This window comes from Nonomuraea sp. NPDC049141 (genome assembly GCF_040648415.1).
Classification (GTDB): Bacteria; Actinomycetota; Actinomycetes; order Streptosporangiales; family Streptosporangiaceae; genus Nonomuraea.
Genome location: NZ_JBEZDR010000020.1, coordinates 125,019 through 151,533, shown reverse-complemented (window position 1 = coordinate 151,533; position 26,515 = coordinate 125,019). Strand labels below are relative to the sequence as shown.

The 26,515-nt window shown below is 69.2% G+C and carries 29 protein-coding genes; 10 read left to right on the top strand and 19 right to left on the bottom strand.

The window, feature by feature from the left end; translation table 11 throughout:
• Positions 1 to 189 precede the first annotated feature (189 nt).
• The 5 genes from AB0B91_RS45695 to AB0B91_RS45675 all read right to left on the bottom strand — a co-directional run bounded on the left by AB0B91_RS45695 (position 190) and on the right by AB0B91_RS45675 (position 5,024).
• Positions 190 to 585, bottom strand: a complete 396-nt coding sequence (locus AB0B91_RS45695; RefSeq protein WP_358334682.1) for a DUF3224 domain-containing protein — start codon at positions 583 to 585, stop codon at positions 190 to 192.
• Positions 586 to 587: 2 nt separating this feature from the next.
• Positions 588 to 1,250, bottom strand: a complete 663-nt coding sequence (locus AB0B91_RS45690) for a CatB-related O-acetyltransferase (RefSeq protein ID WP_358334679.1) — start codon at positions 1,248 to 1,250, stop codon at positions 588 to 590.
• Between the two features lie 149 nt (positions 1,251 to 1,399).
• Complete coding sequence (locus AB0B91_RS45685) at positions 1,400 to 2,926, bottom strand: FAD-dependent monooxygenase (protein WP_358334676.1); 1,527 nt, start codon at positions 2,924 to 2,926, stop codon at positions 1,400 to 1,402.
• A gap of 174 nt (positions 2,927 to 3,100) precedes the next feature.
• Positions 3,101 to 4,333, bottom strand: a complete 1,233-nt coding sequence (locus tag AB0B91_RS45680) for a serine hydrolase domain-containing protein (protein ID WP_358334673.1) — start codon at positions 4,331 to 4,333, stop codon at positions 3,101 to 3,103.
• A 538-nt stretch (positions 4,334 to 4,871) separates the two neighbouring features.
• Complete coding sequence (locus AB0B91_RS45675; protein WP_358334671.1) at positions 4,872 to 5,024, bottom strand: hypothetical protein; 153 nt, start codon at positions 5,022 to 5,024, stop codon at positions 4,872 to 4,874.
• 73 nt (positions 5,025 to 5,097) lie between these two features.
• On the opposite strand from AB0B91_RS45675, the gene AB0B91_RS45670 reads away from it, so the two are divergent.
• Together AB0B91_RS45670 and AB0B91_RS45665 are read left to right on the top strand one after the other, a co-directional pair.
• Positions 5,098 to 5,367: a hypothetical protein gene (locus AB0B91_RS45670; RefSeq protein WP_358334668.1), complete on the top strand. Its 270-nt coding sequence runs from the start codon at positions 5,098 to 5,100 to the stop codon at positions 5,365 to 5,367.
• Between the two features lie 36 nt (positions 5,368 to 5,403).
• Entirely contained in the window at positions 5,404 to 6,288 is an 885-nt protein-coding gene (locus tag AB0B91_RS45665) for a LysR family transcriptional regulator (RefSeq protein WP_358334665.1), read from the top strand.
• A 491-nt stretch (positions 6,289 to 6,779) separates the two neighbouring features.
• On the opposite strand, the gene AB0B91_RS45660 is transcribed toward AB0B91_RS45665, so the two are convergent.
• From AB0B91_RS45660 to AB0B91_RS45645, 4 genes are all read right to left on the bottom strand, one after another.
• Positions 6,780 to 7,718 (bottom strand): glycine cleavage T C-terminal barrel domain-containing protein, encoded by a 939-nt coding sequence (locus AB0B91_RS45660; protein ID WP_358334663.1) that lies wholly within the window; start codon positions 7,716 to 7,718, stop codon positions 6,780 to 6,782.
• A gap of 10 nt (positions 7,719 to 7,728) precedes the next feature.
• Positions 7,729 to 8,142: a Fur family transcriptional regulator gene (locus tag AB0B91_RS45655; protein WP_358334661.1), complete on the bottom strand. Its 414-nt coding sequence runs from the start codon at positions 8,140 to 8,142 to the stop codon at positions 7,729 to 7,731.
• Between the two features lie 289 nt (positions 8,143 to 8,431).
• On the bottom strand, positions 8,432 to 8,728 hold the full coding sequence (locus tag AB0B91_RS45650) for a DUF2470 domain-containing protein (protein ID WP_358334659.1): 297 nt from the start codon (positions 8,726 to 8,728) through the stop codon (positions 8,432 to 8,434).
• A 5-nt stretch (positions 8,729 to 8,733) separates the two neighbouring features.
• Positions 8,734 to 9,234, bottom strand: coding sequence for an FABP family protein (locus AB0B91_RS45645; protein ID WP_358334658.1), 501 nt, complete (start codon positions 9,232 to 9,234; stop codon positions 8,734 to 8,736).
• Between the two features lie 67 nt (positions 9,235 to 9,301).
• Between AB0B91_RS45645 and AB0B91_RS45640 the strand changes: the two genes are divergently transcribed.
• The 3 genes from AB0B91_RS45640 (at position 9,302) to AB0B91_RS45630 (ending at position 11,409) form a co-directional block, all read left to right on the top strand.
• Positions 9,302 to 9,664: a DsrE family protein gene (locus tag AB0B91_RS45640; RefSeq protein WP_358334655.1), complete on the top strand. Its 363-nt coding sequence runs from the start codon at positions 9,302 to 9,304 to the stop codon at positions 9,662 to 9,664.
• An 84-nt stretch (positions 9,665 to 9,748) separates the two neighbouring features.
• Entirely contained in the window at positions 9,749 to 10,153 is a 405-nt protein-coding gene (locus AB0B91_RS45635; RefSeq protein WP_358335005.1) for a YciI family protein, read from the top strand.
• Positions 10,150 to 11,409: a sigma-70 family RNA polymerase sigma factor gene (locus AB0B91_RS45630; protein WP_358334653.1), complete on the top strand. Its 1,260-nt coding sequence runs from the start codon at positions 10,150 to 10,152 to the stop codon at positions 11,407 to 11,409. The genes AB0B91_RS45635 and AB0B91_RS45630 overlap by 4 nt, the downstream gene beginning before the upstream one ends.
• 96 nt (positions 11,410 to 11,505) lie before the next feature.
• Here AB0B91_RS45630 and AB0B91_RS45625 read toward each other — a convergent pair whose 3' ends face one another.
• Complete coding sequence (locus AB0B91_RS45625) at positions 11,506 to 12,219, bottom strand: glutamine amidotransferase (protein ID WP_358334651.1); 714 nt, start codon at positions 12,217 to 12,219, stop codon at positions 11,506 to 11,508.
• Positions 12,209 to 13,438: a MurT ligase domain-containing protein gene (locus AB0B91_RS45620; protein WP_358334648.1), complete on the bottom strand. Its 1,230-nt coding sequence runs from the start codon at positions 13,436 to 13,438 to the stop codon at positions 12,209 to 12,211. Before AB0B91_RS45620 ends, AB0B91_RS45625 begins: the two co-directional genes overlap by 11 nt.
• Positions 13,439 to 13,607: 169 nt before the next feature.
• Here AB0B91_RS45620 and AB0B91_RS45615 point away from each other — a divergent pair, with 169 nt between their 5' ends.
• Complete coding sequence (locus AB0B91_RS45615; RefSeq protein ID WP_358334645.1) at positions 13,608 to 14,033, top strand: YjdF family protein; 426 nt, start codon at positions 13,608 to 13,610, stop codon at positions 14,031 to 14,033.
• 340 nt (positions 14,034 to 14,373) lie between these two features.
• Here AB0B91_RS45615 and AB0B91_RS45610 read toward each other — a convergent pair whose 3' ends face one another.
• The 4 genes from AB0B91_RS45610 to AB0B91_RS45595 all read right to left on the bottom strand — a co-directional run bounded on the left by AB0B91_RS45610 (position 14,374) and on the right by AB0B91_RS45595 (position 16,451).
• Positions 14,374 to 14,634 carry a hypothetical protein gene (locus AB0B91_RS45610; protein ID WP_358334642.1) on the bottom strand — a complete coding sequence of 87 codons (261 nt, stop codon included), beginning with the start codon at positions 14,632 to 14,634 and terminating at the stop codon, positions 14,374 to 14,376.
• A gap of 114 nt (positions 14,635 to 14,748) precedes the next feature.
• A complete protein-coding gene (locus AB0B91_RS45605; RefSeq protein WP_358334639.1) occupies positions 14,749 to 15,360 on the bottom strand; it encodes a dihydrofolate reductase family protein in 612 nt (203 codons plus the stop codon).
• Between the two features lie 74 nt (positions 15,361 to 15,434).
• Complete coding sequence (locus tag AB0B91_RS45600) at positions 15,435 to 16,277, bottom strand: helix-turn-helix domain-containing protein (protein WP_358334636.1); 843 nt, start codon at positions 16,275 to 16,277, stop codon at positions 15,435 to 15,437.
• A gap of 24 nt (positions 16,278 to 16,301) precedes the next feature.
• On the bottom strand, positions 16,302 to 16,451 hold the full coding sequence (locus AB0B91_RS45595; protein WP_358334633.1) for a hypothetical protein: 150 nt from the start codon (positions 16,449 to 16,451) through the stop codon (positions 16,302 to 16,304).
• Between AB0B91_RS45595 and AB0B91_RS45590 the strand changes: the two genes are divergently transcribed.
• A complete protein-coding gene (locus AB0B91_RS45590) occupies positions 16,450 to 16,620 on the top strand; it encodes a hypothetical protein (RefSeq protein WP_358334631.1) in 171 nt (56 codons plus the stop codon). The genes AB0B91_RS45595 and AB0B91_RS45590 overlap by 2 nt on opposite strands.
• Before the next feature lie 64 nt (positions 16,621 to 16,684).
• Complete coding sequence (locus AB0B91_RS45585) at positions 16,685 to 17,146, top strand: GNAT family N-acetyltransferase (protein WP_358335002.1); 462 nt, start codon at positions 16,685 to 16,687, stop codon at positions 17,144 to 17,146.
• Between the two features lie 76 nt (positions 17,147 to 17,222).
• Here AB0B91_RS45585 and AB0B91_RS45580 read toward each other — a convergent pair whose 3' ends face one another.
• Positions 17,223 to 17,663: an NAD(P)H-dependent oxidoreductase gene (locus AB0B91_RS45580; RefSeq protein ID WP_358335000.1), complete on the bottom strand. Its 441-nt coding sequence runs from the start codon at positions 17,661 to 17,663 to the stop codon at positions 17,223 to 17,225.
• Between the two features lie 312 nt (positions 17,664 to 17,975).
• Here AB0B91_RS45580 and AB0B91_RS45575 point away from each other — a divergent pair, with 312 nt between their 5' ends.
• Positions 17,976 to 18,407 (top strand): hypothetical protein, encoded by a 432-nt coding sequence (locus tag AB0B91_RS45575; RefSeq protein WP_358334628.1) that lies wholly within the window; start codon positions 17,976 to 17,978, stop codon positions 18,405 to 18,407.
• Between the two features lie 16 nt (positions 18,408 to 18,423).
• Here AB0B91_RS45575 and AB0B91_RS45570 read toward each other — a convergent pair whose 3' ends face one another.
• The gene (locus tag AB0B91_RS45570; protein ID WP_358334625.1) at positions 18,424 to 19,797 is read right to left on the bottom strand and encodes a PLP-dependent aminotransferase family protein; all 1,374 of its coding nucleotides are present in this window, start codon (positions 19,795 to 19,797) and stop codon (positions 18,424 to 18,426) included.
• Between the two features lie 101 nt (positions 19,798 to 19,898).
• Between AB0B91_RS45570 and AB0B91_RS45565 the strand changes: the two genes are divergently transcribed.
• Complete coding sequence (locus tag AB0B91_RS45565; RefSeq protein WP_358334622.1) at positions 19,899 to 21,281, top strand: pyridoxal-dependent decarboxylase; 1,383 nt, start codon at positions 19,899 to 19,901, stop codon at positions 21,279 to 21,281.
• A 53-nt stretch (positions 21,282 to 21,334) separates the two neighbouring features.
• Here AB0B91_RS45565 and AB0B91_RS45560 read toward each other — a convergent pair whose 3' ends face one another.
• Both AB0B91_RS45560 and AB0B91_RS45555 read right to left on the bottom strand, forming a co-directional pair.
• Positions 21,335 to 23,101: a KOW motif-containing protein gene (locus AB0B91_RS45560; RefSeq protein ID WP_358334619.1), complete on the bottom strand. Its 1,767-nt coding sequence runs from the start codon at positions 23,099 to 23,101 to the stop codon at positions 21,335 to 21,337.
• A gap of 371 nt (positions 23,102 to 23,472) precedes the next feature.
• On the bottom strand, positions 23,473 to 26,451 hold the full coding sequence (locus tag AB0B91_RS45555) for an ATP-binding protein (protein WP_358334617.1): 2,979 nt from the start codon (positions 26,449 to 26,451) through the stop codon (positions 23,473 to 23,475).
• Positions 26,452 to 26,515: the final 64 nt, after the last annotated feature.

Sequence of the window (26,515 nt, the reverse complement as noted above, 5' to 3'; positions counted from 1 at the left end):
CGATTCCGACGTGCTGGGACTGTGAAACGGGAGTCAGATGTCGGTCGGCGGCGGTCGAGATCCTTGACCATGCTGTGCGGTGGTGATGAGTCTCGGAGCCATCCGTGCTACTCAGGTCATCGCCGATGCCGGAAGGTCACCCCGCGAGCCGGGGAGGCGGCCGCGAGCCCAGCTCCGGCTCTGGTGATCTCACAACGTGTAGACCAGCGTGAGCACTTGAAACTCCCGCTCCATCGCGCGACCGGCGATCCCGGCGAGTTGTCCCGTGCCGGAGTTCGGGACGATGCTTCCTTCGCTGTTCTGGTCGGTTCCGTCGGCCAGCCCCCAGTGCTGGATGACGAAGGTGCCCTGGCGGCCGTCGAGCGTGCCTTCGATGCGCTCCGAGGCGACGTAGCCACCGCCGACGCCGCCCTGGGCGGTGAGCACCTCGGCGACACCCGTTCCTTCGATCACGCCCTGGTAGCGCTTTCGGATCGTGACCCGGGTCAGGTTGGGCCCCTCGGCGTGCTTGTCATACAGGCTCTCGTCGAACTCGACGATCTCAAACGTCGCCTTGACGGTGCGCTCTACCTGCGGGCCGCTCATGATCACTCGACCCCCAAGGCCGGAGCGGGTGCCGCCTTCTCCAGGTCGTGGATGCCGCCGGACATGATCGTCCGGATGTGCTCGGTGATGTGCTGGAGCGGCCAGTCCCACCAAGCCACAGCGAGGAGGCGGTCGATGTCAGCGTCGCTGTAGCGGCGGCGGATGAGCCTGGCGGGGTTGCCTCCAACGATGCCGTAGTCGGGCACGTCGTCGACGACGACGGAACCGGAGGCGATGATCGCTCCGTGGCCGATGCGGACGCCGGGCATCACCAGGGACCGGTAGCCGAACCAGACGTCGTGGCCGACCACGGTGTCACCGCGTCCGGGCAGGCCGGTGATGAGGTCGGAGTGCTCGGCCCAGGACCCGCCCATGATCGGGAAAGGGAACGTCGAGGGGCCGTCCATGCGGTGGTTGGCGCCGTTCATGATGAACCGCACCCCCTCGCCCAGCGCGCAGAACTTCCCGATGACCAGCCTTTCCGGCCCGTAGTGGTAGAGCACGTTACGGGTCTCGAACGCGGTCGGATCATCCGGGTCGTCGAAATAGGAGAACTCCCCGACCTCTATCAGCGGCGAGGTGACCAGCGGTTTGAGCAGCACCACCCGGGGCTGGTCGGGCATGGGGTGCACCACGGTCGGATCGGCGGGGACAAAGGGTGTCAAGAATCGGTTCCTTCCTGGGAAGAGGTTGCGGGCTCTGTGCGAGGAGCTGAAGCCGGTCCGCCTCGCCTCGGATCGGCCGCGGCCCGATCCGGGTGGCCGGGCCGTGGCGGTGTGCGCGGCGTCTTCGCGCTGATCGGCGCGGTCGTGCCTCAGGGGGAGCCGAACCAGCCGGAAAGCGCTTCGCGTAGCGCGGGCGCGGCGCTGTCGGCCGGCTCGTCGGTGGCCGCGGCCCAGACGATGTGGGCGTCCGGACGGATCAGCAGGGCATCGGCCGGTCGGTCGCCGGTCTTGGCGGTGCGGTAGTCGATGCGGTCCTCCCACGCCCGGGCGACCTCGTGTAGATCCTCGCGCTCGGCCAGATCGAGTAAGACGGGACGTGCGGCGTGCACGAGCTCCGCGACGCTGGTGAGCCCCTGCTCGGTGTGCAAGGTGAGGTCAGGTGCGAAGGCGCCGATCAGAACGTGCCGGTCGGAACCGGGCATCGGGTAGCGGATGTCGGAGCCGGCGACCAGCGCTCCCATGCGGCGCAGCGGCTGCTCGTCGGCGAGCAGTTCCTGGAAGACCTCCCGAAGCGCTTCGGCGGCCGCGTCGTGTCCGCGCCGCAGGGCCACCTGAGCTCGGGTGTGCAGCATGGTGCGGGCGCCGGCCAGGTGGCGTTCGTCGTGGTAGGTGTCCAGCAGGCCGGCCGGCGCCCGGCCGTGCAGGTCGGCGGCCAGCTTCCAGGCCAGGTTGACCGCATCCAGCATGCCGGCGTTGAGTGCCACGCCGGTGGCCGGGAACAGGTGCGCCGCGTCACCGGCCAGCAGGATCCGCCCCTGCCGGTAGCGCTCGGCCTGGCGGGCCTTGAAGGTGAACCGCGACAGCCGCAGCGCCTCTCCCACGGGCAGATCCATGCCGAGCACGCGACGGACGCTGTCCTGCAGTTCGGCCACCGTCATCGGTACGTCGTCGTCGTACTCGGTGCTCTCGTCCTCGATGGTGTAGAGCGAGACCACCTGGGAGCCGGGCGCGGAGCCGACGCCGAAAAGTCCGTGGCCGGTCCGGGTGAAACCCGCGCGGATCGTGCCGGAGCCGGGCACGTCGAGGTCGCCGTTGCCGAGCACGGTCACCGTCTCGGGCAAGGAGACCTGGGCCAGCCGGTTGACCTCCGGATAGGTGGTGCCGGGGAAGCCGATGCCGGCCCAGTCGCGGACCCGGCTGCGCGCGCCGTCGCACCCCACGAGGTAGCGGGCGGTGATCCGGTACGGCCCGTCCGGGCCCCGAACCTCCACGCTCACCGCGGCATCGTCCTGGCTCACCCTGGTCACCTCATGGCCACGGCGAATGTCGACGTCGAGTTCGCCGGCGCGTTCGTCGAGCAGCCGCTCAAGCAGCTGCTGCGGGAGCGGCAGGGCGTGCAGCGGGGGATCCGCCAGCTGGGTGAAGTCCAGGTGCACACCGCCGAACGGGAATCGGGGGGCCGGGACGGGTTCGGTGCAGGCTGCGTCGAAGCGTTCCAGCAAGCCTCGGTAGCGCAACAGTTCCAGGATCTGCCCGCCGAGCCCGCCTGCCTTCGGGGTGTCGCGGCGCTTGGGCTGCCGCTCCAGCACCAGCGGTCGCACTCCGGCCAGGCGCAGTTCGGCGGCCAGCATGAGACCTGTCGGGCCTGCGCCCACGATGATCACATCTACGTCCATCACTGGCCAGTCTCCTCACAGTCTGTCGTCGACAACGGCATGCGCATTTGTCACTCCCATTTCCGCAGGCAGCGGGCCGGCTGGTTCAGCACGGTGTGCAGAATCGTTTGTGCAGAGGGGCAGGCATTCGGCGTCGCCGCCGTACCCCGTGTAGTCATCGGGGCGGGCTCGGTGTCAGTCGTCGAGCGCCTGGTAGAGGGTGGTCCAGAAGTCGTGGATGAGCAGCGCCGAGTTCGGGACGGACATGCCGACCTGGGTGAGCAGGAGTCCGGTGAGCTGGTTGCTCGGGTCGGCGTAGGTGGAGGTGCCGCTGCCGCCGTCCCAGCCGAACTGGCCGATGGGCGCGTAGTCGCCGCGGTAGGTACGCACCGCCATCCCGAAGCCCCAGCCACCGTGCTGGCCTTGGCCGAAGGACAGGTGGACGTTGTCGCGGGCCATGGCGGTCCGGGGGGCGTTCTGCTCGGGCGTGAGCCGGTTGGTGGTCATCAACTCGACGGCGGCCCGCGACAGGATCCGCTCGCCCCCGTACGTCCCGTGATTCAGCAGCATCCGGAAGTAGGCGTGGTAGTCGTCGACGGTGGAGACCAGCCCGCCACCGCCGCCCTGGAACGCCGGAGGGCTGCTCCAGCGTCCCCCCTCGGCCTCGTCCCACACGTGGAACTCCCCACTCTGCGGGTCGGGGGCATACAGGGCCGGCAGCCGGTCGATCTTGTCGGCGGGCACGTGGAAAGCGGTGTCGGTCATGCCCAGCGGGTCGAAGATGCGCTCCCGCAGGAACGCCTCGAACGACTGACCTGTCACCCTCGCCACCAGCACGGCGAGCACATCGTGGCTGATCTGGTACTGCCAGCGCTCTCCCGGCTGGTACATCAACGGAAGCGTGCCAAGGCGACGCATCCACTCATCCGGCCCGGGCATCGGCTCCGGCAGGTCGGGCGTCAGCCCCCGCTCGAAGATCGCGCCCATGATCGGCGCGCCCAGCGCCGTCATGTCCATGCCGAGCCCGAACGTGGAGGTCAGCAGATCCCGCACGGTGATCGGCCGCCGCGCCGGCACGGTGTCGTCCAACGGGCTGTCGATCCGCTTCAGCACCTGCCGGTCGGCCAGCTCGGGCAGCCACTGCTCCACCAGGTCATCCAGCCGCAGCCGGCACTCATCCAGCAGGACCATCGCCGCCGCCATCGCGACCGGCTTGGACGTCGAGGCCATCCGGAAGATCGTGTCCCGGCGCATCGGCGCGCCACCGTCATGACGCATCGTCCCCAGCGCTTCGACGTGCGCCTCGTCCCCCCGGCCGACCAGGGCGACGAGCCCGGGAATCTTCCCGGAATCGACATGCCGCGCCAGCACCTCACGCAATCTGTCCAGCCCGGTCTTGGAGAAGCCGCTGTTGCCGGTTTCCATCATGAATCTCCTTGCTTACAGTGTTCGATCTTGCGAGACCCGTCCCGGCGTGACGCTCACGGGCTTCCATGAGCGAGGCACGAGGGTCGGGGGTGAGGTCGGCGCGGCCCAGTTCGCACCCCTGAGGCCGCGATCGCTGAACCGTTCATGGCGTCCACGATCGCCGATCGCTCTGATAGCAGGCCGTTGCCGTCCTGACGCCGCCGCTGACACGACACCGCATGGTCAACGGCGGGCGCGAGGGCTGGTCAGCTAGGTCGAGGGCTCCGGTGATCTTGCAGGCCATCTCGGAGGAGTGGGATCGCCGCCGTCAGCACCCAGTCGTCGATCACCCGCACCAGAGTGCACAGGCATAGCACGCCGGAGATCAGCGAACACCGGCATGGCCGCCGGGCGCGATCCGTTCGGTCAGTTCGACTACGATGCCGTTGGGGTCGGTGAGGCGCATCAACCACTCACCCCACGGATTGCGCCACAACTGCCTGCTGATTGGTGCGTCCTCGGCGCTCAGGCGCGTATTCCTTGGCCGGATCGGTTACGCTCACGCCACCACCGGCCGGGCGATCCGCTCTCGCGGCCGTTCGAGATGGCGCTGGCGCAGCAGGATGTCGGCGGCCGCATCGCCGCGGCTCAGCCAGGGGAAATTCGCGGGTGTCGAGCGCCTCGCGAAGCCCAGATGGGTGGGTGGGTTCATTCTCTGCTCGTATGCGGTTGCCCAGCATGGTTTCCCCCAATGTGGTGATTCATCCTTGATCAGGGTTGCGGGTATGGCCGGGCCGGGGCAATGTCGGAACGTGCAACACTGCGTTAACCGCGGACTTAACGTCAGGGCGGACACGCGGGAGATCGGCGACGTCGAGATCTTCCTGACGTCGGCCGAGGAGCTGAACTTCGGCCGCACGGCGGAGCGCGGCGAACAAGATGTCCACGTCACCAAGGGTCCCAGCTCAGCCCTGACGGAAAAGGCCTGGTCGTCGCCTTCCGGACTCGCGGATCGAGTACGGTGGATCACCACAACAACGACAAATGCCGCATGATCAGATGAAGCGGAGACTTATCGTGGCAGGTCAAGCGTGGAACTGCGGGACATCCAGATCTTCCTGACGCTGGCCGAAGAGCTGCACTTCGGGCGCACCGCCGAGCGTCTGCATGTCTCCCCGGCCCGGATCACCCAGGCGATCAAGAAGCAGGAGCGGCAGATCGGCACCCAGCTGTTCCTCCGGAACAACCGCAGTGTCTTGCTGACGCCCGCGGGAGTGCGCCTGCGTGACGACCTGCGGCCGATCTACCACGCGCTCGGTGAGAGCGTGGAGCGGGCCAAACGTGAGGCGCAGAACAAGAACGAGGCGCTGCGGTTGGGCATGCTCAGTACCAACACCGCCGAGCTCCGTCCCCTCTTCGACGCGTTCGCGGCCCATCGCCCCCACTGCGAGATCCAGCTCCGCTACATCAGTTTCAGCGATCCCTTCGGACCGCTGCGTGCCCGGGAGGTGGACGTGCTGCTGGCCTGGCTCCCCGTCGAGGAGCGCGACCTCACCGTGGGCCCGATCGTCTCCACCGAACCCCCCGTGCTGGCTATGTCAGCCACGCATCGACTGGCCACGCGGACGTGGGTGAGCTACGAAGACCTCGGCGACGAGATCGTCATGGGCGGCGCCCACCCCGGCTACTGGCGCGAGGCGATCGTCCCCACCCGCACCCCCAACGGCAGGCCTATTCGCATCGGGCCGACCGTCTCCACCGGCGAAGAAATGCTCCCCATTCTCTCCGCCGGAGAGGCTGTCTCACCGGTTTATGGTCACTCCACCCGCTACTACGCCCGACCCGACACAGTTCACGTGCCCATTCGCGACGCGCCGCCGCTGCGCTGGGCACTCATCTGGAGCACCACAGCAGAAAACGACCTGATCCGCCAGTTCGCCCGTGCTGCCCGCGACGTCGGCGAACTCGAGTTCTGAACGAGGGCACCGGCGTATCGGCACCGGCCCTCCTGCTCGTCACCTCGTACGCCATGATGCTTGTTTCCCGGAGGTGGGCAACCGATCATCGCCGGTGCACCCTGGTGGAGGCCACGATCCTGCTGCCCGGCGTCACCACCCTGGAGCGGCTGATCGCCGCCCTGCGCGAGCGCGGTGGCGCCCGGCAAGATCGCCGCACTGGCCCGCTTCGGCCACGCCGCCCACGCCGCCCGCGCCCAGGCCGTCGCCGAACTGGCCGGCGACCGCAAACTCGCCACCCTGGTCGCCTCCGCCGCAGGCCAGGTGCCTGCGGCGCTTCCCCGCGACTGCGGACGAGGAGTATCGGGCCCATTGCCTGCGCGCGTAACGGCGGCCAGCCACGTGCGGGATCAGCGAGCGTATTCCTGGAGGCCCCTGGCCATGGTCGGCGGGTGACGGGTGCCCCATGCTTGCCGTACAGGATGCTTGGGGTTGAAAGACGGCGGATCGGGTTATCGCAGGCGGCGCCGCATCGCCGGGTCGATCGTGACGTTGCGGCCCGCGTCGGGCGGCACGATGACCTCCTGAGCTGCGGCGACGCCACCCGCGAGCAGAGGCGCGTCCACCGGCACCGTCCGTTTGACCATGGCCAGCGCGATCGGGCCGAGCTCGTGGTGGCGGGCGGCGGAGCCGACGACCCCCACCTCCTGGCTCTCGAAGATCACCGGCGCGCCGTGCACCGGCAGCGTGTCAACGCTGCCGTCGAGGTGCAGGAACACCAGCCGCCGCGGTGGATGCCCCAGATTGTGGACCCGGGCGACCGTCTCCTGGCCCCGGTAGCAACCCTTGCTGAGGTGAAGGGCAGAGCCGATCCAGCCCACTTCGTGCGGGATCGTCTTGTGGTCGGTGTCGAAGCCGAGCCGGGGCCGGTGCTGCTCGATGCGGAGCGCCTCGTACGCCCAGAGCCCGGCCAGCGGCTTGCCCAGGTGGTCGGGCAGCTCGGCGCGCGGCACCAGGAAGTCCTCGGTCGCGGAGGAGAGCACCGCCAGGTCGTCGGCGCGCGACACCTCGACGCGGAGCATGAACCGCATCCGGTCGAGGTAGGCCACCAGGCTGTCGGCGGTGCCGGGCTCGACGTGCGCCAGCACGGTCTCGCCGTCGTCGACCAGCGTCAGGTGGTGCAGGACCCGGCCCTGGAGGTCGAGGTCGAGCGTCTGCGTCCACTCGCCGGGAGCCAGCGTGTCGAGTTTCTGCGAGGTCAGGTCGTTGAGCCATTTCAGCCGATCCGCCCCGGAGATGCGGATCACCTCGCGGTTGCTGCGGTCGACCACCGCCTCGCCCTTGACCAGCGCCCGCTGCTCGGCGAACAGGTCACCGTAGTGGGCGGCTACATCGGAGTCGGGGCCGTCGGCGGCGACGGCACCCGGGAGGTCGAGCAGAGGGCTACGCATGCCTTCCAGGTTATCGGCAGTTGCGGCAGCGGCCGAAGACGGTCAGGTGGCGTACGTCGGCAACGAAGCCGAGCTCGCCGTCCAGACCCTTGACCAGCCCGTCGGCGATCTCCGGGCGTATCTCGCTGACCGCGCCGCAACCCCGGCAGACCAGATGCAGGTGATCGGCGTCCGCTGCCAGGTGGTAGGTGGGGGCGCCGTGGCTGAGGTGGGTGTGAGTGACCATGCCGAGCTCTTCGAGCAGCTCCAGCGTGCGGTAGACGGTCGAGATGTTGACGCCGCGGGCCGTCTCGCGCACCTTGACGGAGATCTCTTCGGGCGTGGCGTGTTCGAGCGCCTTGACCGCTTCGAGCACGAGCTGCCGCTGCGGGGTCACCCGGTAGCCCTTGGCGCGGAGTTCTTCGTGCCACTGCGTCTCCGTCATGCCTCCGAGTCTACGGCTGAGTATTAATCGCTTGCCCCCTCCGCGGCCGAGCGCATAGCTTCTGGGGTACGCGGAAAGGAGGTGGTCCAAACAATGGTGATTCATAGTTGGACTAGCGAGGTGGTTGTCCGCTAACGACGCGGACTGATGTCTCGTCTGTTGGGCGAATTCGAGACAACCACCGGGGCCCCCGGCAGCCGGAGGGCGGGACCCAATCCCGTCCGTGGTCCATCCGGCCCGCTCAATCACGAGTGGAACGCCGCCTGGGGCCCTTCTTTTTTGCCCTCGGTCAGTGCGCGCCGCGGGCTGGGATGCCGAGCTTGTCGCAGGCTTCGCGGTAGAGGCGGACGACCGCCATACGCACCTGCGGGCGCTCGGTCAGCGTCTCCCCCCACGAAACCCTGACCCGCTCGCCGCCGTCGATCGTGAACTCGATCGCCTCGCCGTCGACCCCGCTGGTGACCGCGGTCGTCGCGTCGGGCCGCCCGCCCAGCCCCCGCACGATGATCAGCGAGTCGTCCGAGTGGTCGTCGTTCATGTGCCGCTTGATCGCCTCGACCGCCTCAGCGGTGAAAGGGGTGCTCATATGGATCAAGCTACCTTCTTGAGCTCCGCCGACATGTGCGACGTGAGCGGGTGCCCGACCGCGGCCATGTCGTAGGCCCACATGAGGTTGCCCTTGACCAGCCCGTACAGGCGGGTGGCCGCGGTGTATTCCTTGGCCGAGGCGGTGCGCGCCACCACGTCGGTGCGCAGCTCGATCTTGTGGAAGACGACCTCGCCGATGTAGATCTCCACGATGCCGGTCGGATGCGCCAGCAGCACCTCGATCTGCCGGTCGGGCTGCGGCCGCCAGTAGCCGGACTCGGTGGCGAGGGGTCTGACCCGGTTGCCGGCGTCGTCGAGCAGCCAGGTGCGGCTCACGTACGACAGGAACGGCTTGCCGTTGTGGCCGAACTCGATCTCCTGACCGAAGTTGAAGCTCTCGATCGTCGGATAACCCCCGACACCGGCGCCCTCCCAGCGGCCGATCAGGAACGCGATCGGCTCCAGATCGGGATGCACCGGCACCTGGACATCAGCATCTTCCATGGCATCAAACTCTACTGGCCCACCCGCTCTAAGACGTCCGGTGGGAAGGAGCGTTAGGGTGACGAGCATGGCACGATCACTGGTGATCAAGGTGACCGCCGGCGCCGACGCCCCTGAGCGCTGCAACCAGGCGTTCACGGTCGCGGCCGCCGCGCTCGCGAGCGGTGTTCCGGTCTCGCTCTGGCTGACCGGGGAGTCCTCATGGTTCGGGCTGCCGGGGAGGGCCAAGGAGTTCAACCTGGCCCACGCCGCTCCGCTCACGGACCTGCTGGACGCCGTTCTGGCGGGCGGCCGGGTGACGGTCTGCACCCAGTGTGCGGCCCGGCGCGAGATCACGGCCGACGACCTCATCCCCGGCATCCGCATCGCCGGCGCCTCCACCTTCGTCGAGGAGGCCGTGGCGAAGGACGCCCAGGCTCTCGTGTACTAGCTGTCCGGAGCGGTCCGTTGGTTCCGACGTCTCTGATGTGCGGCACCGCGGTGGTGCCGACCGAGAGGAGAGATCGTGAAGTACATGATCATGATGTTCGGCACCCAGCGCGACTACGACAATCTGGCCGGAAAGCCCGGCAACCCGGCCTGGTCCGGGGAGGACGTCGCGGCAATGCACGCCTTCATGGAGTCGTGGAACAACGCCCTGGTCGAATCCGGGGAGTTCGTGGACGCGCAGGGCCTGAGCGAGCCCGTCCACGCCAGGAGGATCCAGCTCAAGGACGGGGTGCCGGTCGTGACCGACGGCCCTTACTCCGAGACACAGGAGGTCCTGGCCGGTTACACGATCGTCGAGTGCGCGAGCTTCGACCGGGCGACCGAGATCGCGGCGCGGCTGGCCGGCACTCCCCACCCCGCGAACGCGACCCTGACCCACGAATGGCACGTGGACGTGCGGCCGATCGCCGGGAGCTTCGAGGAGCTGTGACCGGCGGCGAGGTCGAGGACCTGCTGCGCGGGCTGGCGCCGCAGGTTCTCGGCGCGCTGGTACGGCGTTACGGGCACTTCGCCACGGCCGAGGACGCGACGCAGGAGGCGCTGCTCGCGGCCGCCCTGCAGTGGCCTGAAGAGGGCCTTCCGGACAACCCGCGCGGCTGGCTGATCACGGTCGCCGCGCGCCGGCTGACCGACCTGCTGCGCAGCGAGCAGGCCCGCCGGCAGCGCGAGGACACCGTCTCACGCTGGACCCTGCCCGACCAGTGGCTGGCGCCCGCCGCCGACCGGCCGGCGGCGGAGTCCGACGACACGCTCATCCTGCTGTTCATGTGCTGCCATCCCTCGCTGTCGCCCGCGTCGCAGATCGCGCTCACCCTGCGGGCCGTCGGCGGCCTGACGACCGCGGAGATCGCCAGGGCGTTCCTGGTCCCGGAGGCGACCATGACCCGGCGCATCACCCGGGCCAAAAACCGCATCAAGGACAGCGGCCTCCCCTTCGGCCTCCCCTCCGGTGAGGACCGCGCGGGACGGCTCGCCGCGGTTCTGCACGTCCTCTACCTGATCTTCAACGAGGGCTACGCCAGCACCTCCGGCCCGGCCCTGCAGCGCACCGAGCTGACCACCGAGGCGATCCGCCTGACCCGCCTGGTCAACCGCCTGCTGCCGGACGACGCCGAGGTGGCGGGCCTGCTGTCCCTCATGCTCCTCACCGACGCCCGCAGACCGGCGCGTACGGGCCCGGACGGCTCCCTGATCCCCATGGCCGAACAAGACCGAACGCTCTGGAACACGTCCTGCATCACCGAAGGCATCGCCCTCATCACGAACGCCCTCCCCCGCGGCCCGACCGGCCCGTACCAGCTCCAGGCGGCGATCGCCGCCCTGCACGACGAGGCCCCCACCGCGGAGGCGACCGACTGGCCGCAGATAAAGGCCCTGTACGAGCTCCTGATGCGGCTCTCCGACAACCCGGTGGTCACGCTCAACCACACCGTCGCGGCCGCCATGGTCGACGGCCCGGCAGCGGGTCTCGCCCTGCTCGCAGAGCTGGAGAAGGACGTACGGATAGCCGAAGACCACCGCCTGCACGCGGTCCGGGCGCACCTGCTGGAGAGGTCGGGGGACCACCGGGCGGCCCGGGCGGCGTACGAGGCGGCCGCACGGCGAACGAGCAGCCTCCAGCAGCAGCGCTACCTGCACGCCAAGGCCGGCGCGCTGACCACGCGGGCGGCCGAGGACACCTCGTAACGGCGCCCGGCCCTGTGCGGGATCAGCGGCCGTATCCCTGGAGGCGCCCGGCCATGGTCGGCGACTGGGGCCGGCCGGGCTGTGCCGTGACTTGGCTCAGTTGGCCCGAACGGCGGCCAGGCGCTCCTGTCGGAGCTGCTCGTAGCGGGTGTCGTCGAGCGGGGCCAGCTCGCCCGCGCGCCACGAGAGCAGCAGGTCGGCGAGCGCCGGGTTGCGGGCCAGCGCGGGCCCGTGCAGGTAGGTCCCGACGACGTGCCCCGCGTAACACCCCTCGAACCCGTCCCCGTTGCCGACCCCCACGGTCGTCCGGGAGAGCGCCTTGACGCCCGGGCCCAGGCGGGTGACCCCCATGTGGTTCTCGAAGCCGGTCAGCGTCGGCAGGCCCAGCTCGGCGTCCACCTCGGCCACCAGCTCGCCGACCGCCCGCTGGGGGCCGCGGGAGCTGGCGATGTCGAGCAGGCCGATGCCGTCGACCGGCTGGCCCTCCTCGCCGCCGAACGTACTGCCCATGATCTGGTAGCCCGCGCAGACCGCGAGCATCGCCGCGCCCCGCGCGATCGCGCGGTGCAGCCCGCCATCCTTGCGCAGCCGCGCCGCCGCGAGGATCTGCGGACGGTCCTCGCCGCCGCCGATGAGGTAGATGTCGCCGGTCTCCGGCACCGGGTCGGCCGACCGGACGTAGACGGTCTCGGTCTCGATGCCCCTGCGCTGAGCCCGCTGCTCCAGGACGAGCACGTTGCCCTGGTCGCCGTACGTGCTCAGCAGGTCGGGATAGATCCAGACAATGCGAAGGGCGCTGTCAGACGGCACGACCGAACTCCGATCGGATCTGCTGGAAGGCGGTGTAGTTGGCGATCACGTCGACGCGACCCGGCGGCTGCATGGCCAGCGCCTCGGTGAACGTGGCACAGAGCGCGAACGGCACGTCGGCCACGTCGAGCCGGAGCGCCAGGTCCAGCCGCCGCTCGCCGGTGACGAACACCGGGCGGCCGCGCAGGATGCGGTAGTCGACGTCCCACAGCCAGGACGTGTCCCGACCGTCGGGCCCCTGCGCGTTGACCGACAGGATGATCGGCTGCTGCGGGTCGGAGACGTCGAACGCCTCCAGCCAGCCCGCCGGGTTCTTGGCCAGCAGCAGCCGCGCGAAGCGGCCGTCCCGCTCGACCGTGGTGTAGCGGCCGGCCACCGAGGTGACCTCGCGCAGCCGGGGCAGCGCCCGCTCGACCGGCAGCCCGAACGCCTCGCCCACCGCCAGCGCCATCGCGGCGTTGGACCGGTTGGCCAGGCCGGGCAGCTGGATGTCCAGCAGCCACCGCTGCCCGCGCGGATCGATCACCGCGTCGTCGTCGAGGACCCACTGCGGCTCAGGCCGGTGGAACGTGCACTCCCGGCACGCCCAGTCGGCGTCCTTGCGGTCGAGCGGCCCACCGCACTCGGGGCAGCACCAGGAGTCTTCCTTCCAGCGCTGGCCGCCCGCGACCCAGGTCACCTTGGCCGCGGTCGAGGCGCCCCAGGTGACGAGCGGGTCGTCGCAGTTGGCGATGACGTGCGTCGGCTTGCCGGACAGCGCCCTGCGCCACTTCTGGGCGAGCAGCCAGATCTCGGCCGCGCGGTCCATCTGGTCGCGGCTGAGGTTCATCAGGCAGACGACGCCGGCGCCGGTGGTGTCGAGGACTTCGGGCAGGTATTTCTCGTCGACCTCCAGCACGCCGTAGGGGGCGTCCTTGTGCAGGGAGAGCGCCGAGACGTGACCCGCGGGCATGTTGGCGCCGAACGCGTTGGTGGCCACCTCGCCGAGCTCCAGCAACGCCGAGGTGATGAGCCGGGTCGTGGTGGTCTTGCCGTTAGTGGCGCTGACCAAGGCCAGCCTGCGGTCACGGGCGAGCTGCCGGAGCAGATCGGGCTCGAGCATCAGGCCGACCCGACCGCCGATCACCGAGCCGTCGCCGCGCCCGGTCATCCTCGACAGCGTGGCGGCACTGCGGCCCAGGGCGCTCGCGAGCAGAGCCCGCAGTGGAAGCTGGGTCATGGCACAGGATCCTAGTCGGCGTTGGGCGCTAGTCTGGTGACGCACACGAAAACGCGGCCCGGTTCGGTAGCCCGGGCGACGCTTCTCGTATCCGCCCTTCCAGGGATGTCCGGTGTGCCGGCAGCGGCCTCGTCAGGCCGTCGTTCGGCATATCCGCTGGAGGGCAACCATGGTGACGCTGTCCGTCTATCTCGACGGGCCGTTCTGGGTCGGCGTGCTGGAGCTCGTCGAGGACGGCGAACTACGAGCCACCCGCTTCACACTCGGCGCCGAGCCGACCGATCCGGAGCTGTACGACTATCTGATGCGGTACGGCCTGACGCTGCTGGCCAAGGCGTCTTCCGCGCCCCCTGTGCGGGCCGGCGAGACCCGGGGAGACGGGCGGGTCAACCCCAAGCGGGCCGCCAAGCTGGCCGCACGGGCTGCGGCGCGGGTGTCTTCGAGGAGTACGGCGGCGCAGGAGGCCATGCGGTTGGAGCTGGAGAGCCGCAAGCAGGAGGCCGCTGGGGATCGGAGGGCTCGCCGGGAGGAGGCGGCCCGGCACAAGCGTGAGGTCGCGCGCCGCAAACGCATCGAACGCCGCCGAGACCGCTGATCGTTCACAAAGGGCTCGCCATCGGCGCTTCGCGCCCATGGAAGCTCGACGTTCCTCCTTCGGCGCTCACGCGCACCCCAAGGGCTCACCCGATCAGGCGCTCCGCGCCCACGGGCCTCGGCGTGCTCCCCGGGGCCTTCGGCCCCTCCCCAGTGAGGGCAAGCCCTCGCGCTCCCACGCTTCGCCACAGCCAGACCATGCGAGAGACCAAAGTATGGCCCTATAGGCGGATGAGGATGGCCTGGCAGTGGATCATCGACGCTGTCCGGACATCTGCCTCAATGACTCGAAAATTCGCCTCACGGTAGTAGCGTTCCTACGCGCCATGGATTGGGGAGGGTCAGCCGTCCGCTTCCGGCTGTGGAGCGCGGCTGTAGTCCTCGCGGAGTCGGTTTCGATTGCGTTGCACCCTGACGATGATCACGGCGGCCAGTGCGGCAATGAGTGCCCCTGCGATCACACCGACCAGAAAAGGCGACCACGCCCGCTCAAAGAACACGCCGATATCCCACGAAGAGACAGGGAGGGGATATGTTTCGTCGGGGACGGGAGCCTTGAAAATATCGCCGTTGCCGGGCGACGGAGTCAGAATAGTGATCACCGATCCATCATGGTGTATTACGTTCAGGATCACCGGAGGAGTCGTCGGCCCTCTGAACTTCGCCACCACCGTGGTGTCAAGGCTCACCGACATCGGCTGGGGAGCTGTCGGGGTCTAGCGGCGTACCTTGAACCTCAGGTGCAGCACCCCGTCGCCCTGGATGACCACATGGGGATGCTCCAACAGAAGCTGCCCGTCGGTGCTGCCGAAGTAGCGTTTGCCCGACCCGAACACCACCGGCACCACATCCATCGCCACCTCGTCCACGAGACCGGCCGCGAGGATCTGGCCGCCCACCTCGCCGGCGTTCACAGCGACGGTCCGCTCCCCGGCGAGCTCCTGGGCCTTGTCGATCGCGGCCGTCACGCTATCGACGAAATGGTACGACGCCTCGGGGTGCCAGCCCTTGGGCTTGGGCCGGTGGGACACCACGACCACGTGGTCGCCCGCGGGCGGCTGACCCTCCCAGCCGTTCACCAGGTCGAACAGGTTGCGGCCCATCACAATCGTGCCGATCGACTCCCACATCGGCCGAACGTATTCCGCCGATGCGCGTGAGACCTTGAAGCGACTGCCGGCTCCGGAATGATCGTACTGCTGGTCGTCGCCTTCGATGATCGGAGTGTCCCCGTTGAAGTACCAATCGTGGAGTGGCCCGACATCGTCGTTCTTGTCGGCGATAAAGCCGTCCACCGACACCACGTTGTGCATGATTACTGCGCCCACAGGTTCTCCTCAAGTCTCCTTGCGCATTCGCCCCCGATCCTGTCGCCCCGGGAGGCGAATGGGCTTGTAAAAAATCAATCAGCGGGCATCGGACCGCTGTCCGGTGGGAACCCCTGCTCGGCCGGGAATCGGCGCCGCAGGGCCAGGTATTCGGTCGGGGTGTGGCCGGTGAAGTCCTTGAACTCTCTGCTGAAGTGGGCCTGGTCGAAGTAGCCCGCCGTTTGAGCGAGCTCCGACCAGTCGACCGGACGCCGGGGGTCCACCGACACGATCAGCCGCGCGAAGCGGTAGATCCGCGCCACCCGCTTCGGGGTGATCCCGACATGAGACTTGAACTGCGTGGCCAGGTGATTACCGCTCACCCCGGCGGCATCAGTCAGCGCACCGACCGGGACCGCGCCGTGGGAAGTCTCCAGACGCCTGCCTGCGTACTGGACCAGGTCGAGACCGCGCGACGGTGCCTCGGCGAGTCGCGATCGCAGCTCCTCCTCCAATATCCGCAGCGTCTCGGCGGCTGATGCGGTGTCACCGACCTTGTTGCGGATCCGGTCCAAAGACCGTTGCCAGACGGCGTCGACCGGTACCCATCGGTCCCGCAGCTCCGTCGCCGGCATGTCGACGAACGGCGACATCCCCCAAGGCTTGAAGTGCACACCGACGAGCCGCACCCGTGCGGGGTGCTCAATGAGGAAACGCCTGGTCCATACACCCATGAACCACCCATCGGTGATCACTGCCGGCGGCACCGAAGGGTCGGAATCCCACAGGCGGGCGGGTTCGCCCAGGTTGACGAACAAGTGTGCCGACGGCATCGGCGGTACGTTCATCCGGCGGTGGCGCGGCACCCCGGTGAGGCAGTAGATGTCGTCGATGAACAGGTCGAGCGGCGGGGCGGGCACCCGGCCGACGTACTCCATGGACCCAGTGTGGTCGACGAGGGTTCAGGTCGCGAGAGTCGACGCGGTCAGACGGTGTGCCGCCGCCTTGAAGATCTCCGATTCGGGCTTCCGGTGACCGATCGCCTCGAAGATCGTCCAGCCGTGGACCAGCCTGTCGAGGCCGGTGTTCCGGATCTTCGCCTCCTGATGCATGGTTCGGCCGTTGGTGGCGATCGTGCAGATCCAGCCGTTGGCGGTTGCGCTGCCGAGCGCGTCGCAGGTGGCCTCGGCCAGGAACGCGGTCGTCGTCCCGAAAGGCGGCGTCCCGGTCGACCAAGGTGTTGTCGAGGTCGAGCATCAGCAGTGGCATGCCAGGCGGTAGAACATGTCGGGCATGGCGCAAGCAGGTCCGCTTACCAGCGAACGCAGGGAGCAAGTGGATGATGATGAGTGAGAGCCCGCGGCTGCGGGCGGCCGAGCCCGGTGATTACGATCGCATCGTTGCCGTGGTCGATGGCTGGTGGGGGCGGCCGATTCGGTCAATTTTGCCGCGGCTGTTCCTCGACCACTTCCATCGCACCAGCATGGTGGCCGAGGAGGACGGGGAACTGGTGGGGTTTCTCGTCGGGTTCCTGTCCCCTTCGGTGGCCGACGCGGCCTACATCCACTTCGTCGGCGTCGACCCGCGCCTTCGCGGCAGCGGGCTGGGTCGCCTTCTCTACCAGCGGTTCTTCGAGCTTGCCAGGGCCGGGGATCGTACGAGCATCCGGGCGATCACCTCACCGCAGAACCACGGCTCCATCGCCTTCCATACCGCGATGGGCTTCACGGTTGTGGGGCCCGTGCCCAACTATGACGGCCCGGAAGTCGACCGGATCGTGTTCCAGCTTCAGCTCGACTCGCCATAATGGCCGGTCAACGTCCGGTGAAAACGGCGGTCGGTTGCGAGGGTGCCTGACGACCGCCGTACTTACCACCCGCTTCTTACGCGGCGAATCGGGCTGCGACGGCCTTGGCCTTGGACGCGGCGTCGTCGAGCGCGTGCTGACGTGAGGCTTCGAACAGAGGGATCCCTGACAGCTGAGTCTTCGGTCGCGGCGGTGCGGCCGACCAGGACGATACTGTCCAGCCACGCCTTGAGCGTGGACGGGATGGAGTAGTTGTACTCGGGGCGCCGATGAGCACGGCGTCGGCGTTCTCCAGTTCCTCTATCAACGTCAGCTGCTGGGCGAAGGCCGCGGCCTGGGCAAGGCTATGGGAAGCCGGGTCGGACTGGCCTGCTGTATGCGCGTCGGCGGTGAGGTGCGGGAGGGGGTTCGCCGTGAGGTCGCGGTAGATGACCGTCCCTTCGGGATGGTGCTCCTGCCATGTCCGGCGGAAAGTGTCGGTCACGGCGCGAGAGCAGGAGCGTCCGCTGGGGACCAGGTGCGGGCACGACTGGCCGAGATCGAATAGGAAGCCTGACGCATCCCTGTCCGCACCGATCGCCGCAGTTTGTCGGTGAATTATCTCGACATATTGCCATCGTGCTAATTACCGGCAGAACGGTGAATAATGAGGGGCAATTAACCGTTCAGGCAAGCTTGGACCAGCCGAAACTCGGTTCAAAACCGCCGTGGCGTCCTGGCCACCTTGCGTGCTACCGGCATAATCTGACGAATGCGTGGTGATTACCACCGTCGCTCGGCGATATGCACGACTACGGCGACGCGAGCCGCATTCAAAGAAAGGTCCTCGATGAAAACCCTCGGCCGTAACGTCCTCGCAGCGGCAACGCTGACCGCCTGCGCACTGTCGGCACTGGCTGTTCCTGCCGCCTATGGCGACACCCCACCGCCAAATGTCAAAAAGGGCGTCATCACCCATGACGACACCTTGGCCAACTACCGCGCCTGCGGCACCAAGATGGACCCGACTGCCTGGGCGATCGCCAGTGCGCCGGCCGCATACTGGACTGCCGACAAGTCCAGCAATGATCCCCTGTGCCGGAAATTCGTCAGGCTCGACTACCAGGGCAAGGTCTATAAATTCCGGATCGGCGGGCGCTGCTCGAGCTGTGCGCCGAATCAATTGAATCTCAGCCAGCCGGCCTTCGAACTGGTCACCGGGAAGCCGGCGGCGGCCAAGGTCACGCTTCCCTGGGGGATCAGAAGGCCGTGGAACAGCTGAGCCGTCCCGCAGCACGTCAGAGAGTGTCACGACCCTGCGCGCAGGCGTCGCCGAGGACCGCGGCGACGCGATCCAGGACGGGGCGCGGCGGGGTGAACGGGACGCGCAGGTAGTGAGTCAGAGTGGCGTCGGCCGCGAAGTGCGGGCCCGCGACGAGCGCGATCCCGTGCTCGTTCGCGTGGCGCACGACGGTCTCCGCGGGTGTGGCGCTCAGCCGCAGCCACAGGGCCAGTCCGCCGGGCGGGCAGGTGAAGCGCCAGCGATCGTCGCCGTCGAGCAGGGCGCAGAGGTGGTCGCGCTGCGCCCGCAACTCGTCTTGGCGCCGCCTGAGCACCGGATGCGGGTCGCTCAAGAGTTCGGCGGCGACGAGCTGTTGCATGGGAGGCGCCGACAGGGGCCCGGCCAGGGGGTGTTCCTGCAAATCGCGTACGAGTGAGGCGCGGGCCCGGATCCAGCCGACGCGCAGCCCACCCCACACCGACTTGCTGGCCGACCCGATGAGCAGCGAGCCGGCGATCCGCGGTATGCCGGTCGGCTCCTCGCGCAGGTCCAGGTCGCGCAGTGTCTCATCGGCGACCACGGTCATCCGGTAGCGGGCGGCCAGTTCGGCGACGGTGTGGCGGACGCGCGGGGACATCAGCGTCCCGGTCGGGTTGTGGAAGTCGGGCACCAGGTAGGCGAGGTGGCCGCGCGCGGCGGCGAAGGCGGACTCCAGCTGCTCTAGGTCCCATCCGTCGCCGGTGACCCGGACGCCGACCAGCCTCGTACCTGTGGCGCGCAGCAGATGGAGCGCGTCGACGTATGTCGGTATCTCCACCGCAGTGAGGCGAGGCTGGAAATGGGCCGCCAGCAGGGTCAGCGCGGCCCGTGTCCCGTTGGTGACCAGGATCTGTTCCGGCCGGGTGGCCGTCCCCTCGCGGCTGTAGCGCGCGGCGATCACCGCGCGCAGCTCTGGCAGCCCCGGCCCCGGCTCCCCGTGTTCGGCCAGAACAGGCCCGGCCCGCTCGGCCGCCCGCAGCGTTGCCTCCAGGTACTGCTTCTGCGGTGCGGCCGGGACGGCCCGGCGAAGGTCGATCATCGACCCGGCGTCCCCGGTCGCCGAGAGCGGGGCCACCCGCTCGGCCACCGCCGTGGGCAGCCGGACAAGGCTGCCGCTTCCGTGCCGCGTGTGGACCCATCCTGTCTCGCGCAGCCGCGCCAGGGCGGCCGTCACCGTACCGCGGCTGACCCCCAGCGCCGCGGCCAGTCGACGTTCGGCGGGCAGCTCGCTGCCGACGCGGATGCGGCCGTCCAGCAACGCCTCCCGTACGGCCCGGGCCAGCGCCGTGCCGAGCGGTTCCCCGCTGCCGCGCCAGGACCCCAGAGCCCTGGCTAGCTGCTGCTCTCCCATCCGCACTGGTCCAGTTTTCCACGATTGGACCAGGCGGCAGGTAGATGGCCCGCATACCGTCGTAACCGTTGCCGACGAGTTCTGATGAAAGGAGAAACATCATGCATCCCACCCTCGCCACCGACCGCGACGATCTGCCCGAGCTGTTGCGGACGGTTCAGGAGCACAGCGCCGACCTGCTGGAACACCTGGCCGAACGCCCGGTCGTCCCCGCGGCCCCGATCCCCGAGCCGGCTGCGCTACCCGTACCGGGCGAAGGGCTGCGAGCGGCGCTGGAGGAATTCACCGCGCGCTGGGAGCCGACGCTGTCAGCCAGCGCCGGCCCCCGCTACTGGGGATTCGTCACCGGAGGAGTCACACCGGCCGCGCTGGCCGGTGACTGGCTGACCGCGACCTGGGACCAGAACTCCTTCACCTCCCTCGACGCAGCGGGGCAGCACCTGGAACGCCAGACGATCGCCTGGCTGCGCACCCTGTTCGGCCTCTCCGACGACCATCACGGGACGTTCGTCAGCGGCGCGACCATGTCCAACACCGTCGGGCTCGCCATCGCCCGCGAGTGGATCGGCGAACGAACCGGCGTCTCACCGGCCGAGAACGGGGTCGGCGCCCTCGGCCCGGTGACGGTGCTGTCGGGCACCGCCCACTCCAGCGTGCCCAAGGGCCTGTCCATGCTCGGGCTCGGGCGCCGCGCCCTGGTCACCGTGCCCACCAGCCCGGGACGGGAGTGCGTCGATCCGGCGGCCCTGGAGCTCGCACTGCGTGAGGTCGATGGTCCGTGCATCGTGGTGGCCAACGCCGGCACCGTCAACACCGCCGACTTCGACGATCTACGCGCCATCGCGGCGCTGCGCGAGCGGCACGACTTCTGGCTGCACGTGGACGCCGCGTTCGGCGCCTTCGCCGCCCTCTCTCCCGCCCACGCGCACCTGTGCGACGGCCTTGACCTGGCCGACTCGATCTGCGTCGACCTGCACAAATGGCTGAACGTGCCGTACGACAGCGCCCTGCAATTCACCCGCCGCCCCGACCTGCAGACGGCCGTGTTCCAGAACGCCGCCGCCTACCTCGGCCCGCTCGGCGACACGCCCGACAGCGGCCACCTCACCCCGGAGAACTCCCGGCGCCTGCGGGCACTGGCCGCCTGGTTCACCCTGCGCGCCTACGGACAGGACGGCCACCGTGAGATCACCGAAAGGTGCATCGCCTGTGCTCACGTACTGGGCGAGGCCATTAACGGCATACCCGGTCTGCGACTGCTCGCGCCCGTCCGGCTCAATGTCGTGTGCTTCACCTTGAGCGACAACCCCACCGCTGAGCGGCTGGCCGCGCTCTGCGAAAACCTCGCCGGGGAAGCGTTCCTCACCCCCACCGTCCTGAACGGCGTGCCCGCGCTGCGCGCCGCCTTCAGCAACTGGCGAACCGCCACAGCCGACGCCCACCACATCGCCGAATCCCTGCGCGCCGCCGTGCGCCACGCCTGAACCCCGCTTTCAACCTGCTGCCCGGGTCCGCGGTGCGTTGACGGTGACTGCGATCAGGTCTCTTCGAGGACGTGCACCTGAGGGAGACTGCGGTGGCGGTGGTGGGCTTGGGCGATCGCGGCGAGGTTGTCGCGGCCCAGGGCACGGTAGGCCATGGTGAGTAGTTCGTTGGCATGGCGTTCGAGCCCGGGGTTTCCAGCGCTGATCCAGTGCAGGTCACGGCCGAGGGCGAGAGCATCGGCGGGGTGTCCGGCGGCGCAGCGGCGCCGTGCCTCGGTGACGCGGGCTTCGCGGGCGGCTGGGTCCTCGGTCAGCTCCTTCTGCAGGGCCGTGCAGAAGTCGTAGTCGTTCCATGGCCTCTGCCGGCCGCGCTCACTTGCGGTGTCACCATCGACGAGCGCGCCGCCGCCGTCCAGAGTCTCGATCCGATCCGGATCTCCGTACTCGAGCAATTCTGGCGAGTCCTTGTAGGCGTCATGGTAATCCTCGCCCTGTTCCTCGCGGTCGCCGGTCTCGAAGGTCATCAGGACCTCGCGCAGGAGCCGTAGCCGGTGCCGGCGTGCGACCAACGCGAGGCTCATGGGATCGGCCGGCTCATCATCCCAATCTCCGAGGTGGCGCCATCCCCATTCGAGCGTGTGCCGGACGGCCCCGAGAGGGGTACGCGATGGGAGGCCCACGCCGCCACCATCGTTGTTGTAGTAGGAGGCGACGCCGGTGCAGGTGCGCCCGTCGTCGTACCAGAGCCCGAAATGCAGCCCGTCGGTGCCGCCGTGCATGAACGTGAGGAACTCGGGCGGGTCGCGGTAGTAGCGGCCGTGTACGCGCACATCGATGCCGGCCCGGGAACTGCGAGCGGGATCATCGAACAGGTCCATGATCCCGAACGGGGACAGTTCCAGTTCGTCGAGGGCCTGCTTTTCGGTCGGGCCCAGGGACAGCAGGAAGGCCCGAAACCGGAAGATCGAGTCAGGCAGCCGGAATCCCCAGTCGCGGGCAACTCGTTCCTCGATCGCGGCGCGCTCGTGCTCCGCCTGGGCCACAGCGGCAGACCTCGCCTGCTCGTTCTGTTCCTGTGGTCGGTTCGCCGCCTTCCACACCGCGTAATTTCGCAGGTCGGCGGCGGAACGCGATGCGGCCCGCCGACGGTGGGCCCGTTCCCACAGCGTCGGCGGCGGATCGGGATGCCCGAATGTCGTGGCCAGCAACCGTTCTTCGGCATTGGAGCGGTCGATGGCCGGGTACCGCGACCGGCGCTCTTCCCGGGCGGCCGCAGCCGGCAGCCAGCGGCCGGAGTCGGCCGCCACCCGCCTTCTCGCCTCACGGGCCGGCAGCGGAGCGATCTCCTGATCGAACGCGCGCAACGCCACCACCTTGTGCCTCTGCGCACGGGCGTCAACCTCGGCACACAACGCGGTGTAAGCGTCCCACTCCTGGGCCAGATCCTCCTCGGGAAGATCGACACGCTCGAGAAAGAACTCGAACTTCTCCCCATACCCGAGGTCGTCGTATTGCGCCGCTATCCGCTCCCGCAGCCCCGCAAGGACCTCCCCGTCGGCCTCCGCCTCGCTGGACCACAGCGCGGGTATGTCCTCGGGATGCTCTATCTGGTCCCGATGGAGTTCCACCGCTGTTTGCCGGCCGAACACAGTCACACGCGCGGTCAACCTGTCACCGTCCACAGAGACGAGCTCCGCGTCAAAGCCGGCGAACGGGCCATCGACAATTCTCACGAACTGACGCTCCACGGTGGGTCCCCTATCGCCACGGACAGTCTCTGGGCCAGCATGATAGAGATCGCCACGGACATCCGGGCCCAACAGGGGGCTTGCGCTCTCACCGCGCCTGGAGAGGACCTCGGGCCAGAGGTTGCTGATCTAGGGAGTCGCCTACTCGCGACAACTCCCCGGGTGACAGCCCGTTACGCCCGTCGTGCAGTGGGCCTGTACGGGCCGGTCGCACTGGCGCTTTCGCTGTGGTCTGGCTGTGGCAGAGCGGGGAGCGCGAGGGCTTGCCCTCGCAGGGGAGGGGCCGAAGGCCCCGGGGAGCCCTTGGGCGCGGAGCGCCTGATCGGGTGAGCCCTTGCAGTGCGCGTGAGCGCCGAAGGAAGAACGTCGAGCTTCCAAAGCGCGAAGCGCCAATGGCGAGCCCTTTGTGGCGGGGCGTCAGATGGCCAAGCCGGTAAACGGGTTCAGCCCGGTTCGGCGAAGGAGAGTTCCGGGGCGCCGTCTCGGTCGAAGGGGAGGACGAAGCGGCGTGGCCAAGACAGTACCCCTTCGAGCCATCCGGCCCCCATGGTCTGGCCCACGTGCCGGAGTCGGGCCGAAGGGTCGACGCCGATCGCGACCGTGGTGATGTCGCGCTGGACGCCCTCGTTCTCGTCGTCGCCCAGGATGACCCGCCAGGCCAGTGCCCTGTTGTGGTCGACCTCCATGGACAGCGGGTGGTGCCGCAGTGCCTTGGCTCGGTGGCCGAGCAGCTCCGAGTGCTGGAGTTCGGCGGAGGTGCCGTTGGGGGCGTTGCGGAACAGGGCGTACTCCATCGGGGGTGCGGGGCTGCGGAGGTTCGGGGCCGGCTGGCCGTACGGGAAGAGTCTGTCGACCTCGTGCAGCCAGCGCACCTGCGGGATGACCCAGGAGGCGCCGGGGCGCTCGCCGCCGCTCTCCACGGCGGCCAGCAGTCGCGTGGCCGTCTCCGCGGCCTTCTCGGTGAGCAGGGCCGGGTCGAACCAGCTCCGCAGCGACCAGGCCCGGCGCTGCACCGACCGTTCGATCAGGGTGGCCAGCAGGCACTCCCTGCGCCTGGCCGGCAGGTCGGACCAGGCGGCGGCCAGTACGCGCGGTACGCCGGGCAGCGGGCGGTTGCTCACGAAGGCCAGGACGACCGTGTCGCACCAGATGCGCAACCAGGCCCAGTCGGGGGCGTCGGCGAGGACGTCGGCCTCACGCAGCTCGACCAGCGTGCATGCCTGGCCGGTACGGCACTGGCTGCCGCAGGCCGCCGATCTTCGGCCCCGGATCGGCGGGGGCGGGCCGGCCAGGAGCCGCTCGCGGGACTCGCCGAGCGGCACCCGGACGCGTAGCGGGCGGTCCATCCCGTCGGCGAACACCGCGGCCGATCCCGGCTGCAGGGAGACGACGTGGCGGGACTGTTCCTCGCTGAGGTTCATGGCCGCGCCGACGAGCTGCCGGTCGTCCTCGGCGGGGAGGCGGTGGACGACCTTCAGCGCGGTGTTCTTCACCACGTCGGTGACGAGCTTGGTGGGGATCTGCTCGGCCACCACGATGCCCTCGCCATAGGCCCTGATCTCGGCGAGCATGCCGGCCAGGAGTTCGACGGCGTGGGTGGAGGCGCGGCCGGTGCCGCGGTCGCGCAGCAGCCGGTGGGCCTCCTCGATGACGATGACGTGGCGCAGGCCGGTGGACTTCTCCTGCCTGGCCCGCATCCGCAGATGCTCGACGATGCGGATGATCAGCGTGCCCATCAGGAACGCCTTGTCCTCGTCGTTGGCCACGTCCTCGATCGCCAGCACCACGTTGCGCTCCAGCAGGCCGCCGATGTCGGCCGGGTGGCCGCCCTCGAAGAAGCGGCCGGCCGAGCCGACCCGGAGCGAGCGCAGCCGCAGCGAGATGAAGCCCTCGACGTCGGCCTGGACCTCGCGGCCGTAGCCGATCTCCCTGATCACGTCCATGGCGTGCTGCTGGAGCAGTTCGAGGGTCGGCACGCTGGGTGGCACCTTGGAGCCCGGCACGGCGCCGCCGGTGACCACGTCCCAGCCGGTGGCCTCGTAGACGCGCTGCAGGGCCAGCGACATGATCTGCGGGAACGGCTCCTCGGCGTCGAAGGCCGCCATGAACAGCGCCCGCACCATGTCGATGTGGGCCTGGACGGGGTAGCCGGGCTCGGGTTCCAGCGGGTTGATGCTGAACGGCACGCCCGCGGGCGCCGACGGGTTGATCACCGTGACCGTGCTCGACGGCTCGCGGTTGCCCAGCAGCTCAAGGCGGCCGGCCATGGCGGCGTACTCGGACTTGGCCGGCTCGATCGCCAGCCACGGGATGCCGGCCCTGCTGAGCTGCTCCAGCAGATGCCGGACCGTCTGCGACTTGCCCGAGCCGGTGGCCCCGGTGACGAAGGCGTGCCTGTTGAGCGTGCTCAGCGGCACCCGGAACGAGCCGACGCACCGGTCCTGCCCGTCGAGGATCTCGCCCAGGTCCAGCTCGCCCTCCTCGGCCTCGGAGGTCACGTCGAAGAACCCCGAGTCGAGCACCCGTACGCCCGGCACCTCGCGCCTGGGCAACCCGGCCAGCGCCGCGAGCGCCCCGGCGGTGGCGGCGAAGGGGGCGGCCGCGCCGTCGGCCGGGTCCTGCATGGTCAGGCCGAGCGCCTCCGACAGGCCGTAGACGGCGCCCTGGGCGCTGCGCAGCCGGTACGGATGGTGGCTCATCTCGACGGAGCCGACCAGGACCGGCGCGATCTGCCGCAGTTCCTCGGCCGTGGCGCCACCGGCCAGCACGCGGACGTTCCAGAGCCCGGCCTCGCGGAAGGCGTCGAGCTCCTGCATGCGGCGTTCGGCCCGCTCGGCGTCGAACCTGCTGCGCTCGGAGGCGTCACCGTACTGCCTGAGCACGTTGAGCTGCGTACGCAGGTGCGCGACCTCGGCGTCGAGCAGGTCGGTCGGCTCGGCCACCACCAGCCACGCGAACGGCCTCGACATGAGCGTGACCAGCGTCGCCTCGAACAGCGTCGGCCGCTTCAGCTCATCGGGTTCGCCGTACTCGCGCCGGCCGCCGAGCGGCGGCGCCTGCCGTCCGGGGCACGGCGTCCACACCAGGTCGGCGAGGTCGGCCAGGTACTCCTCGTCGAGCTGCACCCCGCGCGCCCCGCCGGGGAAGAGCAGCGGCTGCGGACCGGCCGGCACCCCCGGCGCGTCGGTGGCGCGACGCGGCTGGCGCGGCGGTGACAGCGGCCCGGCGTTGGTGATGAGCTCCAGCGGCGCGCCGGAACCGCGGGAGAGCCAGCCGATGACGAACGGCCGGTCACGTTGCGCCGCGGACAACACGGCGGGCAGCACGGTGACGAAGTCCCACTCCGCCGACGAGCTTCGCGAGGGTGCCGCGATCGACTGGATTCGGTACCAGGGCCCGCTCAGCGAGACACTCGGCTGCATTTCATTCCCCCACAGACGGTTGTTAGTAAAGTCCCGCCGACCGTCCGCACGTCACCTTGACATT

Bases quoted from the DNA above. Each gene is read 5' to 3' on its own strand.
- AB0B91_RS45695 (WP_358334682.1), bottom strand. From the start codon at position 585: ATGAGCGGCCCGCAGGTAGAGCGCACCGTCAAGGCGACGTTTGAGATC.
- AB0B91_RS45615 (WP_358334645.1), top strand. From the start codon at position 13,608: ATGGTGACGCTGTCCGTCTATCTCGACGGGCCGTTCTGGGTCGGCGTG.
- AB0B91_RS45645 (WP_358334658.1), bottom strand. From the start codon at position 9,234: ATGGAAGATGCTGATGTCCAGGTGCCGGTGCATCCCGATCTGGAGCCG.
- AB0B91_RS45575 (WP_358334628.1), top strand. From the start codon at position 17,976: ATGAAAACCCTCGGCCGTAACGTCCTCGCAGCGGCAACGCTGACCGCC.
- AB0B91_RS45620 (WP_358334648.1), bottom strand. From the start codon at position 13,438: ATGACCCAGCTTCCACTGCGGGCTCTGCTCGCGAGCGCCCTGGGCCGC.
- AB0B91_RS45675 (WP_358334671.1), bottom strand. From the start codon at position 5,024: ATGAACCCACCCACCCATCTGGGCTTCGCGAGGCGCTCGACACCCGCG.
- AB0B91_RS45660 (WP_358334663.1), bottom strand. From the start codon at position 7,718: ATGCGTAGCCCTCTGCTCGACCTCCCGGGTGCCGTCGCCGCCGACGGC.
- AB0B91_RS45680 (WP_358334673.1), bottom strand. From the start codon at position 4,333: ATGATGGAAACCGGCAACAGCGGCTTCTCCAAGACCGGGCTGGACAGA.
- AB0B91_RS45600 (WP_358334636.1), bottom strand. From the start codon at position 16,277: ATGGAGTACGTCGGCCGGGTGCCCGCCCCGCCGCTCGACCTGTTCATC.
- AB0B91_RS45595 (WP_358334633.1), bottom strand. From the start codon at position 16,451: ATGCATCAGGAGGCGAAGATCCGGAACACCGGCCTCGACAGGCTGGTC.
- AB0B91_RS45650 (WP_358334659.1), bottom strand. From the start codon at position 8,728: ATGAGCACCCCTTTCACCGCTGAGGCGGTCGAGGCGATCAAGCGGCAC.
- AB0B91_RS45555 (WP_358334617.1), bottom strand. From the start codon at position 26,451: ATGCAGCCGAGTGTCTCGCTGAGCGGGCCCTGGTACCGAATCCAGTCG.
- AB0B91_RS45685 (WP_358334676.1), bottom strand. From the start codon at position 2,926: ATGGACGTAGATGTGATCATCGTGGGCGCAGGCCCGACAGGTCTCATG.
- AB0B91_RS45670 (WP_358334668.1), top strand. From the start codon at position 5,098: ATGGCCGGGCCGGGGCAATGTCGGAACGTGCAACACTGCGTTAACCGC.
- AB0B91_RS45585 (WP_358335002.1), top strand. From the start codon at position 16,685: ATGAGTGAGAGCCCGCGGCTGCGGGCGGCCGAGCCCGGTGATTACGAT.
- AB0B91_RS45655 (WP_358334661.1), bottom strand. From the start codon at position 8,142: ATGACGGAGACGCAGTGGCACGAAGAACTCCGCGCCAAGGGCTACCGG.
- AB0B91_RS45565 (WP_358334622.1), top strand. From the start codon at position 19,899: ATGCATCCCACCCTCGCCACCGACCGCGACGATCTGCCCGAGCTGTTG.
- AB0B91_RS45640 (WP_358334655.1), top strand. From the start codon at position 9,302: ATGGCACGATCACTGGTGATCAAGGTGACCGCCGGCGCCGACGCCCCT.
- AB0B91_RS45570 (WP_358334625.1), bottom strand. From the start codon at position 19,797: ATGGGAGAGCAGCAGCTAGCCAGGGCTCTGGGGTCCTGGCGCGGCAGC.
- AB0B91_RS45590 (WP_358334631.1), top strand. From the start codon at position 16,450: ATGGTTCGGCCGTTGGTGGCGATCGTGCAGATCCAGCCGTTGGCGGTT.
- AB0B91_RS45635 (WP_358335005.1), top strand. From the start codon at position 9,749: ATGATCATGATGTTCGGCACCCAGCGCGACTACGACAATCTGGCCGGA.